A 14,228-nucleotide genomic window follows, 5' to 3' on the forward strand; every position below is an offset into this window, starting at 1 on the left:
GCCAACTCAAGGTGTCGTCGCTCGGGCGACCTGTACGGCGGTGAGCATGCCGGTCCGTTCATGGCAGCCGAGATATTCGAAGAACTGCTCGTCGGCGCCTGCCACCGTGACCTCGTGATACAGCCTGAGCTTGGCGTTCGGCCCCAAAGTCGAGAGATACTTCATCGCCGCGCCAAAAATCCTGACATGGGTCGGGTGCGATTCCGCCCAGCGCTCGAGTGCCGCAAGGCTCTTCCACCAGCTCTGGCCGTAGGATTTTTCGGTCGGCCTGCCCTCCGCATCGACGACGCGCATATAGCGGTTGGCATAGCAGCCGATCGGCACACCGTCGTCGCGCAGGAAATCCATGCCCTCGCGCAGCACCGGCTCGACATCGTCGAGATACATCTTGCGTTCCGATGCCTCGGTGTCGCTCCAGTCCTGTCCGGAGCGGATCAGGCAGAGATTGTCATGCGCGACCACACGGATGCGTGCGCCGTCGCGGATCGCGCGCGGCTCGCCGCCCGGCGTCATCGCGTCGGTCTGCGACAGCGGGATACGGTCGCGCATACCGCCCCAATAGGCGTGCTCCTGCACCTCTCCGCTCATGCCGTCGGCAAGCACCGCGACGCCCTCCGGACGGCCGAGCGACGAGAACAGCGTCTCGTAGCGCGCAACATGCGGCCGCAGCGCCTCGATGAAGCGGCCGACGCCCTCAGTGGCGCCGCCACCGGTCCAGGCCTCGCGCGCACCGTCGAACCAGGCGTCGAAACGCCCGGCATCGTCCCAATAGGCGACCGAGACGACGTTGGTGTAGCCGGCCTGGTCGACATATTGCGCACGGTCCCAATGCGTCGGACCGTTTTCTCTGGCGAAGCGCGTTGCGATCTGCGCCAGCGCGTCGGTCGCCGCCGCGCTCCGCTCACCGCGATATTGCACGCCGAAATAGGCCATGATCACGCACGTGACCGCGGGCTTGTGGCGCGCGACGAAGGACGGATAAGGCGGCGCGTAGTCGTCGGGCACACGCCGATGACGCGATCGGGCTGTCTGCAGATGAGATGGAATGGCGGATTCCATGGCAGTCGCCTCCAGTTGGATGTCGTGCTTTCAGCTCGCGGCCGCGTCGATCTCCTCAAGGCTGTCGAGCGGCAGCGCGAAATGCTCGACGCGCTTCGAGGGCTTCCTGTTCAGCAGCAGACGCGTGACATCGGGGCGCGAATAGTGCCCGGCCGGATCGGCGGCGTTCTTGGCGATCCCGATCGCGCCGAGATCGATATCGGCGAGCAGCAGGCCCTCCTGATCGGGCGGCAGCTTCTCGGCGATCGAGCTGCCGTCCGGCCCGTAGATCGCAGCGTGTCCGCCGCCGACATGCAGCAGCGCGTGCTTGTCGTCGCGGTCGCACATCTCGTCGACCATCGCCTGCGAGACCGTGGCGCAGGGCGCCAGCACGAAGCACGAGCCCTCGACCGCATAGACCCGCGAGGCCGCGTTGTTGACCTCCCAGCCGAGCGCCGGCGCGAACGGATCATACAGTGAGAAGCTCGGCCAGGCCGCGACATGGACCTGCTCGTTCTGGGCGTACATCGCGTATTTCGACAGCGGCTGCAGATGCTCCCAGCAGCACAGCGCGCCGAGCCGGCCGATGCCGGGACGATCATGCACCGCAAGGTCGCTGCCGTCGCCCTCGCCATAGACGGTGCGCTCGGCATGGGTCGGCCGCAGCTTGCGCCGCTTCGCGATGGTCTCGCCGTCGGGGCCGATCAACCATTGCGCGAGATAGAGGCTGCCGCCGTCGCGCTCGGACAGGCCGAGCACCGCGGTCATGCCGGCCTTCTTGACCGCGAGCCGCAGCTTCTCGGCCTGCGGGCTGTCGTAGCTCAGCGAGTTGTCGAAATAGCGCTGCACGAAGCCGCGTCCGATCGCCCAGGCCGGCGAGTCCAGCCAGATGTACCAGGGATAGCCGGGGATGAACGCCTCGGGGAATGCGATCAGCTTCGCCCCTTTGGCGGCGGCCTCCTCGATCAGCGCGACCGACTTGGCGATGGACGCGTCGAGGTCGAGCCAGGCAGGTGCGGCCTGCACCACCGCAACGCGGTATTTCGGATGTTCGATGCCCATGATGTCCTCCTCGCGGCCGACGCCTCCGGCCGGTTCGTGCTTGATCGGCCATGGCGGCCTCTGACATCATGCTGCCCCGGGACCGGGCACCCCGTTCGACCAGGACGGAAGGAAAATTCGACTGCGGAGGAGATTCCCCGGCCGTCCCCGGTATGAAGCTTGCTTTGTTTGCGTGGCCAGCGTTTGCACTCGTGAAGGGAGGAAATCATGCCGGCCCTGTTCACCACGGAAGACGCGCCCACCCATCGGCGCCTTGCGCTCTGGCAGGACATCGTCTGCGACGTGTTCGTGCAGCTCGACTGCAAGTCCGATCTCGGCACCGCCTTCCACGGCGCCATCACCAGCACGCAGCTGGGCGCGGTGAAATGCTCCGTTGTCTCGTCGAGCCAGCAACGGGTGCTGCGCACGCCGTCGCGGATCGCACGCGCCAGCGAGGATTTTGTTCTGTTCGCGCTCGGCCGGAGCGGCACTGGCAGCGTGCTGCAGGACGGCCGCGAGACCGTGATCCGGCCCGGCGAGTTCGCATTCTACGACACCACCCGGCCTTATGAGCTGCGCTTCAACGCCGACTTCACGCAGACCATCTTCCAGGTGCCGCGCGCCATGCTGCACCGGCGCTTCGCCGGCACCCAGGGCTTAACTGCGACCACGTTCACATCGGATCGTCCCGTGCAGCGGCTCGCCTGGCAGTTCATCGCGGGGCTCTCCGAGATCGCCGACAAGCTCGATCCTGACAACGCGATCCGCCTCGCCGACCAGGCCGCCGACCTGCTCGCGATGGCGATGAGCGAGCGGCTCGGCGGCGCCGCGCTGCCGGCCTCGACCCACCGCTCCGCGCTGCTCTACCGGCTGAAGGCGCATGTGCTCGCGCATCTGCCGAACCCCGAGCTCAACCTCACCGAGACGGCCGCCGCGCTCGGCATCTCGCCGCGCTACGTCAACAGCCTGCTGGCCGACGAGGACACCTCGTTCCAGCGCTTCGTGCTGGCGCAGCGGCTGGAGCGCTGCAAGCGCGACCTCGCCTCGCCGGCGCACGCGCATCGTCACATCGGCGAGATCGCATTCGCCTGGGGCTTTAACGATCTCTCGCATTTCGGCCGCGTGTTCCGCGACCATTATGGCCTGTCGCCGCGCGACTGGCGGCAAAGCCGGCTGCCAAACTAAAGCTTTTCGAGGGAAGCCAAGGGTCTCTTGCGGCGCAAAATAGCCGGGAATCCACGCCCTCACGGGGGCAAATATTTACACTAACTGCAACGGGTTCCCCGGCGCCCTTCTTTTCGCTGGGGCGGACCGGTACAGTCGTGCCGTTCATTTGGAGGATTTCCCCATGCAGGACCGGCGCCAGAGCGTACGCGAGAAGGTGTTCTATGGTGCGGTTGCGGAGATCAATGAACGCGGCTCGACGATGGATTGCGTCGTCCGCAACATCAGTGAAGGTGGTGCCTGCGTTGAATTTAGCGATGCCGCGCACTTGCCCGAAGAGATGAATCTCAGCGTCGCACGCAAGGGCCGCTCGTTCCTGGCCCGCCTGATCTGGCGCCAGGCCAACAAGGTCGGCCTCGCCTTCCGGATCATGACTTCCGACACGCCGGTCAGCGATCTCGACGAGCGGGTCCGCCGCAGCGAGATCAAGAAGCGGCAGCTGCAGCGGCGCATCAATGAATTGCTCGGCCAGGGCTGAGCCATCTCGGCTCGGAGCCCTCGTTCCCGTCGCGGCCGGCATCCGGCATTCGGGGTTGCAAAGGCCGGGCTAATCCAGCATGCGGTAATCCCCGCAACGCCGGAACCGAGAGCCACTCCACCACATGTCGTCCGCGATCATCGAGCATCCCGACGGGCTGCCGCAACCGCAGCGCAATTGGGCCATTCTCACGATCGCGCTCGGCCTCGTGATGGCCGTCGTCGACGGCTCGATCGCCAACGTTGCGCTGCCGACCATTGCCCGCGATCTGAACGCCAGCCCGGCGTTCTCGATCTGGATCGTCAACGGCTATCAATTGGCGATCACGATCTCGCTGCTGCCGCTGGCCTCGCTCGGCGAAATCATCGGCTACCGCCGCGTCTATCTGGCTGGGCTGTTGCTTTTCACGCTGGCATCACTGTTCTGCGCGCTGTCGCACACGCTGCCGCTGCTGACGGTCGCCCGCATCCTGCAGGGGTTTGGCGCTGCCGGAATCCTCAGCGTCAACACCGCGCTGGTCCGCTTCATCTACCCGCATTCGCTGCTCGGCCGCGGCATCGGCGTCAACGCGCTGGTGGTCGCGATCTCGGCTGCGGTCGGCCCGACCATCGCCTCGTTCATCCTGGCGGTCGGGACCTGGCCGTATCTGTTCGCCATCAATGTCCCGCTCGGCATTGTCACGCTGGCGCTGGGTTGGCGCTTCCTGCCGCACACGAGGCCTGCGGTTCACGCCTTCGACTGGCAGAGCGCCGCGCTGAGCGCCATCGCGTTCGGGTTCGGCATCAGCGCGATCGACAGCGCCGGCCATGGCGGGTCGCTGTATCTCTGCGCATTGGAGTTCGCTGTTGCCGCGGTCGCCTCGCATTTGCTGTACCGGCGGCAGCAGCATCTGCCCTCGCCGCTGCTGCCCGTCGACCTGCTGCGGATTCCGATCTTCGCGCTCTCGATCGGCACCTCGATTGCCTCGTTCTGCGGCCAGATGCTGGCCTTCGTCGCGATGCCGTTCTATCTGGAAAACCATTTCGGATATTCGGCGGTGCAGATCGGCCTGTTGATCACGCCGTGGCCGATCGCGGTCGCGTTCGCCGCCCCGCTCGCGGGCTGGCTGGTGGAACGCTATCCGGCCGGCCTGCTCGGCGGCATCGGCCTGCTGCTGTTCGCGACGGGATTGGGCACGCTGGCCCTGATGCCGGCCAACGCGACACCGATCGACGTGATCTGGCGCATGGCGCTCGCCGGCGCCGGCTTCGGCCTGTTCCAGACCCCAAACAACCGCACCATGATCGCCGCCGCCCCGCGCGAGCGCTCGGGTGGCGCCAGCGGCATGCTAGGGACCGCGCGCCTGCTCGGACAGACCATCGGCGCCGCTCTGGTGGCGCTGCTGCTGGCGCGCTATCCGGCTGACGGCACCCGGATCTCGCTGATGGTCGGCGTCGGCTTTGCCGTCGTGGGGGCTGTACTCAGCACGCTCCGGCTGTCCACCGCCGGCAGCCGCGGCGCCGACCGGGTGCGGGTCCAGGAGGGCCAGCGGCTGAAGGGCGAGTGACGGCGCGGAGACGCGCCTCCCACCGCCAGAAACAAAAAGGCCGGCTGTTCAGCCGGCCTTTCCGTGTGGTTGTTCGCTCGCGCCTCAGACCTTGACCATCGGCCCCTTTGAGGCCGGCCCCTTGGTGCCGCCTCCGCCACCGTTGGGACCACCCTTCGGCGGCTTGCGCTTGCGCGGCGGCAGGTTCTCGGGCTTCGGCGTAACCGGGCCCTCGACATATTCGAAGCCGATCTTGTCCTTGGCGGTCGCCTCGTCCTTGACCAGGATGACGCGGACATGTCCGCCGCCCTTGAGCTGGCCGAACAGCACCTCATCCGCGAGCGGCTTCTTGATGTGTTCCTGGATGATGCGCGCCATCGGACGTGCGCCCATCTGCTCGTCATAGCCATGCTCGATCAGCCAGGCCTTTGCAGGCTCGGACAGCTCGATCGTGACGTCGCGGTCGGCGAGTTGCGCCTCGAGCTGCAGCACGAACTTCTCGACCACCATGCCGATCACCTCGGCATTGAGGTGCGCGAAGGAGACGATCGCATCCAGCCGGTTGCGGAACTCCGGCGCGAACTGGCGATTGATCGCCTCGTGATCGTCGCCTTCCCGCTTCGAGCGAGTGAAGCCGAAGGCCTGCCGCGCAAGATCGGCCGCGCCGGCATTCGTGGTCATGATCAGGATCACGTTGCGGAAGTTGACCTGCTTGCCGTTGTGGTCGGTGAGCCGGCCATGATCCATGATCTGCAGCAGCACGTTGTAGAGATCCGGGTGCGCCTTCTCGATTTCGTCGAGCAGCACGACGCAATGCGGATGCTGGTCCACGCCATCGGTGAGCAAACCGCCCTGGTCGAAGCCGACATAGCCGGGAGGTGCGCCGATCAGGCGCGACACGGTGTGCCGCTCCATGTATTCGGACATGTCGAAGCGCAGCAGCTCGACACCGAGCGACGCCGCGAGTTGCTTGGCCACCTCGGTCTTGCCGACGCCGGTCGGACCCGAGAACAAATAGCTGCCGATCGGCTTCTCCGGCTCGCGCAGGCCGGCTCGCGCCAGCTTGATCGACGCCGCCAGCGACTCGATCGCCTTGTCCTGGCCGAACACCGTGCGCTTCAGGGTCTGCTCGAGATGCTTCAGCACCTCGGCATCGTCCTTCGACACGCTCTTCGGTGGAATCCGCGCCATGGTCGCGATCGTGGTCTCGATCTCCTTGATGCCGATCGTCTTCTTGCGCTTGCTCTCGGCGACCAGCATCTGCGCCGCGCCGGACTCGTCGATCACGTCGATTGCCTTGTCGGGCAGCTTGCGGTCGTGGATGTAGCGCGACGACAGCTGCACCGCCGCCTCGATCGCCTCATTGGTGTATTTCAGCCGATGGTAATCCTCGAAATAGGGCTTCAGGCCCTTGAGGATCGCGATCGCGTCTTCCACCGTCGGCTCGTTGACGTCGATCTTCTGGAAGCGCCGCACCAGCGCGCGGTCCTTCTCGAAGTGCTGACGGTATTCCTTGTAGGTGGTCGAGCCCATGCAGCGGATCGTGCCCGAAGCCAGCGCCGGCTTCAGCAGATTGGACGCATCCATCGCGCCGCCGGAGGTGGCGCCGGCGCCGATCACGGTGTGGATCTCATCGATGAACAGGATGGCGTTCGGATGCGCCTCCAGTTCCTTCAGGACCTGCTTGAGCCGCTCCTCGAAATCACCGCGATAGCGGGTGCCCGCAAGCAGCGTGCCCATGTCGAGCGAGAACACGGTCGCGGCCGCCAGCACTTCCGGCACATCGCTGTCGACGATGCGCTTGGCGAGGCCTTCGGCAATCGCGGTCTTGCCGACGCCGGCTTCGCCGACGAACAGCGGGTTGTTCTTCTGGCGGCGGCACAGCACCTGGATCGCACGGTTGATCTCGGCATTGCGGCCGATCACCGGATCGATCTTGCCGTCGCGCGCCTTCTTGTTGAGGTTGACGCAATAGGTCTCGAGCGCCTCGCCCTTCTTCTTGGCGTCCTCGTTGCCCTTGGTCTCGGTTTCCTCGTCGACCCCGCGCACCGGCCGCGCCTCGGACACGCCGGGCCGCTTTGCGATGCCGTGGCTGATGTAGTTGACGGCGTCGTAGCGCGTCATGTCCTGCTCCTGCAGGAAGTACGCGGCATGACTCTCGCGCTCGGCGAAGATCGCGATCAGGACGTTGGCGCCGGTCACTTCCTCGCGACCGGACGACTGGACGTGAATCACCGCGCGCTGGATCACGCGCTGGAACCCGGCGGTCGGCTTCGCGTCATCGGCGCCGTCAGTCACCAGGTTTTCGAATTCGGTCTCGAGATAATTAACGAGGCTGGTCCTCAGCTTGTCGAGATCGACGCTGCAGGCCCGCATCACAGCCGCCGCATCCGAGTCATCGATCAGCGACAGCAGCAGATGTTCGAGCGTCGCGTATTGATGGTGGCGCTCGTTTGCGATCGCCAATGCACGGTGCAGCGACTGTTCAAGGCTTTGGGAAAAAGTTGGCATTCGCGTCCTCTATGGCCCCCTGCCATCATGATCGCCATTACCGGGTCAGGCAATAACAACCTTCGTGATCGCCTTTGATATAGTTACGACGGATCGTGGCGAAAGACCGGTCCCGCGATGATGGTTTTCTTCTAAATTCGGGGCATCGGGGCGTCGCACGGCGACGCCCGTGATCGTACGGAACGCGGTTCACCACCATCAAAAATCGCGATGCAAGACCCGTTCCGCGTCCCGCGGCGGGTCAGTCGTTCCAGCGACCTATTTCTTTTCCATCACGCACTGCAGTGGATGCTGGTGCTTGCGCGCGAAGTCCATGACTTGCGTCACCTTGGTCTCGGCGATCTCGTAGGTAAAAACGCCGCACTCGCCGATCCCGTGGTGGTGAACGTGCAGCATGATCTTGGTTGCCGCCTCGGCGTCCTTGTTGAAGAATCGTTCCAGCACGTGAACGACGAACTCCATCGGCGTGTAGTCGTCGTTCAGGATCAGGACGCGGTACAGGTTCGGGCGCTTGGTCTTCGGCTTGACCTTGGTGATGACCGAGGTCGACGGGCCGCTGCCCGCCCCATTGCGGTTGTCGTCATTGTTCATTTTCGGCGCCGGCGCGGCGCCCACCGCCGGCATCGACGAAACCGGCTCGGAAATCGGGACTGTCAACGTGGATCGCAACATGGCTCAGGCGTTCGAATTCCCCAAGGGAAGCCGGATGGCGGGAAACCGGATGGCAGTTGGACGGTGGTCGCGATTGCCGCAAGACTGATCGCGGAACCCCCAGCAATGCTTTCCAGATTGCCGCTCCCGGTCCGATCCGGCGGCCGGATCGACCTCCCGAATATGGGCCTCGCGAGGCCCTGCCGCAAGCGCAGACCCGGCGCGGCCCACCGGTCCGATTCCCGGCGCGGCAACCCTCGGAAGGTTAATCATTTCTGCCTGATTTGACAAAGGAGCCGGGCCGCCAATTTAGACGTCATTGAGGATAGCGAGCGGTTGTGCCCTGCTTTTGAGCCTCCCCCGCGCCGCCCTGCCGGGTTTCCGGCGCCCGATTCACCATCTGTTTAGCGGCGCCGGTCGAGATGCCACCGCAATCCATTTCGACGAGAGTACCATGCTTGGTTCAGCCATTTCCGATCGCGTCTGCGCGGTTGCTCGCCGGTTTTCCAGGGCAAATAACGGCAATGTCGCGGTGATCTTCACCTTCGCAATGCTGCCGCTCCTCGCTTTCGTGGGAGCCGCGATCGACTATACCCGCGCCAACAACGCCCGCTCCGCGATGCAGGCGGCGCTCGATTCGACCGCGCTGATGCTGTCCAAGGATCTGACCATGGGCAACATCACGGCCGCGGAGATCCCGAGCAAGGCGCAGACCTATTTCACGGCGCTTTACACCAACAAGGACGGCCAGGGCATTTCCGTCACGGCCAACTATACGACCCCGACCTCTGGCGCGGCGGCCAACATTCTGCTGGGCGGATCCGGCCACATCAAATCCGACTTCATGCAGCTGGCCGGTTTTCCGACGCTGGGTTTCAAGAGCTCGACGACCACCACATGGGGCAACACCCGTATGCGCGTCGCGATGGTGCTCGATAACACCGGATCAATGGCCCAGAACGGCAAGATGGCGGCACTCCAATCCGCTGCCAAAAGCATGATCGATACGCTGTCGACGTACAACAAGCAGACCGGCGATGTTTATATTTCGATCATTCCGTTCTCGAAGGATGTGAATGTCGATCCGTCGAATCTGAACCAGTCTTGGTTGAATTGGACGGAGTGGGAGGGTGAGCCGCCGATTCTCAAGAACAACTATCCGAGCGGCTGGAACACGATCCAAGCAGGATCGGATTGCCCGTTCACGAACAAGACGCACGGCTTTACGTGCACGGACCGGCCAGCGACCGTGAGCGGTGCCAGAAGCACGAGTACAATCCCCTCGAGCGGCACGTATGCAGGTTACATCTGCCCCAGCATGGACAGCGGCAGAAAGCTACCCGGCAAGACCAGCATCTACTACAACGGGTGCTACACGACTGTTACCGTGCCGGGCACGACCGTGGCTTCCGGCTCCGGCGCAAGCTGCGGCTCGACCAGCAATTGCACCTGCTCCGGGAGCGGCAGCAGCAGAGTATGCAGCACGCCGACGACGTATTCTCACCTCTGGCGCGGCGACGGTACCACCGCGACCGCGGCAGCCGCACCCAGCCACAGCACGTGGACCGGCTGCGTGAACGATCGCGATCAGGACTACGATACGAAGAATACGGGCCCCTCCTCCGGCAGCGGGACGCCGTCCACGCAGTTCTATGCCGAGCAGTTCGCGGATTGTCTTCCCGGCACGGTGACGCCAATGAGCAACCAGTGGAGCACGCTCAAAACCCAGATCGACAATATGTATCCAAGCGGCAACACCAATCAGGCGGTGGGGCTGGCGTGGGGATGGCTGTCGCTGAACACCGCAAACCCGCCGATCACGGCACCGCCGAAAGAGAGCAACTACGCATACAAGGACTATATCGTCCTGCTGTCCGACGGACTGAACACCCAAAACCGGTGGAGCACGACCCAGTCGGACATTGACACTCGGCAAGAGCTGCTGTGTTCGAACGTCAAGGCCGATCCGACCAGCAGCATCACAATCTTCACGATTCAGGTGAACATCAACAACGCGGACCCGAAATCGCAGGTGCTGCAGGATTGCGCGACCGACGGCAACTTCCAGATGATCACGTCAGCCGGTCAGACGGCTGACGCCTTTCAGAATATTCTCACGCAGATCTCGAAGCTGCGGCTGGCGAAATAGTCGCCCGCTTCAGGCACAACAAAAAAGCCCGGCCAAACGGCCGGGCTTTTCGCTTGTCTTGGTCCGCTGCGCTTACTGAGCGGCGGGCGCAAACTTGGAGACCAGGCCCTCATAGGGCTTGAAGGTCTGCTTGGCGCAGTCGCTGTACAGGCCGGCGATCTTCTGCGATTCCGCAACGAAGGTCTCGTAGGACGAGCGCAGGTACTCGGTCTGCGCCTCGAGCGCCTTGTCCAGCGACTTCACGCCCGACAGCTTCTCGACGAACGACTTGGTGTCCTCAAAGGACTTCTTGGCATAGTCGCCATAGGCGGTGGCGATGGCCTGAACGCCGCTCTGCAGGTTGTTCGCCGATGCGGTGACCGACTCGAAATGCTCTTTGCCGTAGTGCTGAATGTCTTCGATCTTGACCATGGATGGAATTCCTTTTCCCAGACTTGAAGGCGCAAATTCCCATTGCCGGGAAGCTCCCGGCCCCCTGACGCCGATAGCCATATCGCATCGCACAATAGAGTCAATGAATATTGTGCATCGCACAATCACACAGCCCCGAATCTCCGGCATTCGCGATAAACCCCGGGGGACTACGCAACGGTTGCTTAATCTTTTGGAAACTCGGTCCGCCTAACCTGATTCCCAGACTTTGTTCGCCTTCCGACAGACAGCCTCGAAAGCTGTTTGTGAACAACACCTTAGCTAGAAGAGCGACCTGAGCCGCCATTTGGGCCGACGGTGCTGCCCGAAGTGGTTTGTTGCGCAGGCAAGGATCGATGGCCGCCGGGCACAATTTCGCCTCACGAGCCAGTGATCTAGATAGAAATTGGGACGGGGAAGTAGATGCTTCGAACAACCTTGGCCTCCTCGCGGGCGCTGCGAGTTGGCGTTCTTGGGCTCGTGACCGTCACGACGGCGATCCTGATCACGAGTGATAGCGCCGAGGCGCGCCGTCACCGGCGCCACTACGCCCGTCACCACTACAGCCAGGAAGCGCGCGAGAGCTACAGCCCGCAATTCGCGTCGATCATCGTCGACGGCAACACCGGTTCGGTGCTCACCGCCACGAGTCCCGACGGCCTGCGCCACCCCGCCTCGCTGACCAAGATCATGACGCTCTATCTGCTGTTCGAGCGCCTCGATTCCGGAAAGATGAAGCTCGACACCGAAATGCCGGTGTCCGAGCACGCCTCCGAACAGGACCCGACCAAGCTCGGCCTGCGGCCCGGCTCGACCATCAAGGTCGAAGACGCCATCAAGGGCCTGGTCACCCGCTCGGCCAATGACGCCGCGGTCGTGATCGCCGAGGCGATCGGCGGCAGCGAAGACGATTTCGCCCGGATGATGACCCGCAAGGCTCGCGCGCTCGGCATGAGCCGAACCGTCTATCGCAACGCCTCTGGCCTGCCCAACGATGAGCAGGTGACGACGGCGCGCGATCAATCGACCCTCGGCCGCGCGATCCAGGACCGCTTCCCGCGCTATTACCGCTACTTCTCGACCTCGGTGTTTAACTTCCGCGGCCAATCGATCCGCAACCACAACCATCTGCTCGGCAGCGTCGAGGGCGTTGACGGTATCAAGACCGGCTACACCCGCGCCTCCGGCTTCAACCTCGTGACCTCGATGCGTCGCGGCAATCGCTTCCTGGTCGGCGTGGTGCTCGGCGGCCGCAGCGGCGGCTCGCGTGACGCCATCATGCGCAACCTGCTCGCCGAGAACGTCGGGAAGGCCGCGACCACCCGCACCGCCGCCGCGATCACCGAACGCAATCCGGCCGACGCCAATGTCGAGATCGCCGACGCGGATAATGCGCGCGCGCCGGACACTTCGCCGGTCGCGGCATCGGAGCCCGCCGCCGCAGCTGCCGCGATCCAGGCGCCGCGCCCGGCCAGCAAGCCCTCGCTGATGGCCGCGGCCGCCGCTGCGCTGCCGCCGCTCCCGGCCAAGCCGGAGCCGCAGGCCAAGCCCGAGCCGGCGCCGCTGACCTCAGGCGTGATCCAGACCCAGCCGATCGCCGCGATCCCCGGCTCGGCCGAACCGATGAAGCCGGTCAAGGTGAAGACGGTGCAGGTCAAGGCCGGCCAGATCAAGCTCGCCGCGGCCGGCCCGGCGCAGTCCGCGCCTCCGATCACCAACACGATCCCCTCGCGCGGAGAGGTCCCCGAGACCTCCAATGCGATGATGGCGCGAGCCGCCGAAACCTCGAGGCCGGAAATGCCGCCGCAGCCGGCCAATTTCGGCACCGGCAACGGCATCCTCGGCGTGCTGCCGGCCTCGGCCGTCCATGCACCCGCTGCCCCGGCACCGCAGGCCGTGGCTTCGATCGAACCCGCAACCCGCAGCGTGCAGGCCACTCCGCCGACCAGCGCCGCCAGGCCGAGCGCCGCGCATACCGGCTGGATCATCCAGGTTGGCGCGCTGGAGTCCGAGGGCGAGGCCAACAAGCGCATCGACCTGGCACGCAGCTCGGCCCGCGGACTGCTCAGCAAGGCGGATCCGTTCACCGAGGTGGTCGCCAAGGATAATCGCAAGCTCTATCGCGCCCGCTTTGCCGGCCTCGAGCGCGATCAGGCCGAGGCGGCTTGCAAGACGCTGAAGCGCGCCGAGATCTCCTGCATCACCGTTCGCAACTGATCGCCAGCATCTGCTGATTTCAAACGGCCGGCGCCGCAAGCGCCGGCCGTTTTGTTTTTGCCGCCGCGAAAACGGCCGGCCGGCCGCGCGCGGCGCAACCATGAAACTTCTCGTCAAGATTTTACGGTTAAGTTTTCCCGAAAGAGCGATCGGCCACGCCGGACAGCGGCGGGCCAGACGGGGCATCAATCAGAAACGGAAGGCAGCTCTCGGCTGTGGCGTTGGTAGCGTAGCCGGAGTTAGAGATGCGTGCGAAGCAGAGTGTCCTTGGCCTCGTTCACACGGGCCGCGAGGTACGTCGAGCCCCCCTGGTCGGGATGGAGTTTCTTCATCAGGGTACGGTGAGCCCGGCTGATGTCGTCGCGCGACGCTCCCGGCTGCAGGCCAAGGATCTGATAGGCCTCCTCGTTCGTCATTTTGCCACCCGACGCCGCACGGCCCTGCCCCCGTGCCCGGTCGCCCTGTGCGTCCTGACGCCAGGCGGGAAAGCGGCGGTCCAGATAGCTTTCAAGTAGCGCGACGCTCTCGGCGTCGAAGCTCGGGACCATCGCCAATAGCTGCGACAGGTCGAATTCATCGAGCATGCGGCCGGCCTGCGGTCCGGCCACGATCTGGCCCCTGAGCACGCCGCTGCCGTGATCGAGGGCCATATCGAGATATTGCGAGCGCACCCGCGAGCTTTGTCCCTGGCTGCGCGAACCGCCGAACATGCCGCCGAGATTGGGAAATCCGGTGCTTCCGAACGGCGACCAGCCGAGCAGTCCGGCACCGAAGATGCCGAGCGGAATTGCCACCGCCAGTTCGCCCCGCACGCCGGTAAAGGCTGCGACCGCGAGGGCGAGCACCCCGCCGCCGATCTTGATCGCGCGCGCAAGCACGGCGGGATTGGCCGCACGAAACATCTGCAGCGCGGAATAAAGGACGACAACGGCGATGACGCCGGCGATCAGCGTTGGCATGTCGGGAATATAGGCGGCCCGGCG

Annotated in this window: 12 protein-coding genes; 6 read left to right on the forward strand and 6 right to left on the reverse strand. The window is 64.6% G+C overall.

Translation table 11 applies throughout. From position 1 onward, the window contains the following. Positions 1–6: 6 nt before the first annotated feature. Positions 7–1,059 carry a phenylacetaldoxime dehydratase family protein gene (locus ACVWY5_RS19590; RefSeq protein ID WP_028336404.1) on the reverse strand — a complete coding sequence of 351 codons (1,053 nt, stop codon included), beginning with the start codon at positions 1,057–1,059 and terminating at the stop codon, positions 7–9. Between the two features lie 30 nt (positions 1,060–1,089). After that, entirely contained in the window at positions 1,090–2,100 is a 1,011-nt protein-coding gene (locus ACVWY5_RS19595; RefSeq protein WP_028336405.1) for a carbon-nitrogen hydrolase family protein, read from the reverse strand. Between the two features lie 207 nt (positions 2,101–2,307). Between ACVWY5_RS19595 and ACVWY5_RS19600 the strand changes: the two genes are divergently transcribed. The 3 genes from ACVWY5_RS19600 to ACVWY5_RS19610 all read left to right on the forward strand — a co-directional run bounded on the left by ACVWY5_RS19600 (position 2,308) and on the right by ACVWY5_RS19610 (position 5,327). Beyond that, a complete protein-coding gene (locus tag ACVWY5_RS19600) occupies positions 2,308–3,264 on the forward strand; it encodes an AraC-like ligand-binding domain-containing protein (RefSeq protein ID WP_028336406.1) in 957 nt (318 codons plus the stop codon). A 163-nt stretch (positions 3,265–3,427) separates the two neighbouring features. After that, positions 3,428–3,781: a PilZ domain-containing protein gene (locus ACVWY5_RS19605; RefSeq protein WP_028336407.1), complete on the forward strand. Its 354-nt coding sequence runs from the start codon at positions 3,428–3,430 to the stop codon at positions 3,779–3,781. 124 nt (positions 3,782–3,905) lie between these two features. Then, positions 3,906–5,327 (forward strand): MFS transporter, encoded by a 1,422-nt coding sequence (locus ACVWY5_RS19610; protein WP_051376261.1) that lies wholly within the window; start codon positions 3,906–3,908, stop codon positions 5,325–5,327. A gap of 84 nt (positions 5,328–5,411) precedes the next feature. Here ACVWY5_RS19610 and clpA read toward each other — a convergent pair whose 3' ends face one another. Both clpA and clpS read right to left on the reverse strand, forming a co-directional pair. Beyond that, a complete protein-coding gene (gene clpA, locus ACVWY5_RS19615) occupies positions 5,412–7,817 on the reverse strand; it encodes an ATP-dependent Clp protease ATP-binding subunit ClpA (RefSeq protein ID WP_028336408.1) in 2,406 nt (801 codons plus the stop codon). Between the two features lie 258 nt (positions 7,818–8,075). After that, positions 8,076–8,408, reverse strand: a complete 333-nt coding sequence (clpS, locus tag ACVWY5_RS19620; RefSeq protein ID WP_028336409.1) for an ATP-dependent Clp protease adapter ClpS — start codon at positions 8,406–8,408, stop codon at positions 8,076–8,078. On the opposite strand from clpS, the gene ACVWY5_RS19625 reads away from it, so the two are divergent. Then, positions 8,401–8,577, forward strand: a complete 177-nt coding sequence (locus ACVWY5_RS19625) for a hypothetical protein (RefSeq protein ID WP_157340917.1) — start codon at positions 8,401–8,403, stop codon at positions 8,575–8,577. The two genes, clpS and ACVWY5_RS19625, sit on opposite strands and share 8 nt — an antisense overlap. Positions 8,578–8,922: 345 nt before the next feature. Beyond that, complete coding sequence (locus ACVWY5_RS19630) at positions 8,923–10,617, forward strand: TadE/TadG family type IV pilus assembly protein (RefSeq protein WP_028336410.1); 1,695 nt, start codon at positions 8,923–8,925, stop codon at positions 10,615–10,617. A 72-nt stretch (positions 10,618–10,689) separates the two neighbouring features. Here ACVWY5_RS19630 and ACVWY5_RS19635 read toward each other — a convergent pair whose 3' ends face one another. Next, positions 10,690–11,028 carry a phasin family protein gene (locus ACVWY5_RS19635; RefSeq protein ID WP_028336411.1) on the reverse strand — a complete coding sequence of 113 codons (339 nt, stop codon included), beginning with the start codon at positions 11,026–11,028 and terminating at the stop codon, positions 10,690–10,692. Between the two features lie 423 nt (positions 11,029–11,451). Between ACVWY5_RS19635 and ACVWY5_RS19640 the strand changes: the two genes are divergently transcribed. Continuing rightward, positions 11,452–13,245, forward strand: coding sequence for a D-alanyl-D-alanine carboxypeptidase (locus tag ACVWY5_RS19640; protein ID WP_028336412.1), 1,794 nt, complete (start codon positions 11,452–11,454; stop codon positions 13,243–13,245). A 239-nt stretch (positions 13,246–13,484) separates the two neighbouring features. Here ACVWY5_RS19640 and ACVWY5_RS19645 read toward each other — a convergent pair whose 3' ends face one another. After that, positions 13,485–14,204, reverse strand: coding sequence for a DnaJ domain-containing protein (locus ACVWY5_RS19645; protein ID WP_028336413.1), 720 nt, complete (start codon positions 14,202–14,204; stop codon positions 13,485–13,487). Between the last annotated feature and the right edge of the window lie 24 nt (positions 14,205–14,228).

This window comes from Bradyrhizobium sp. USDA 3256, assembly GCF_054058275.1.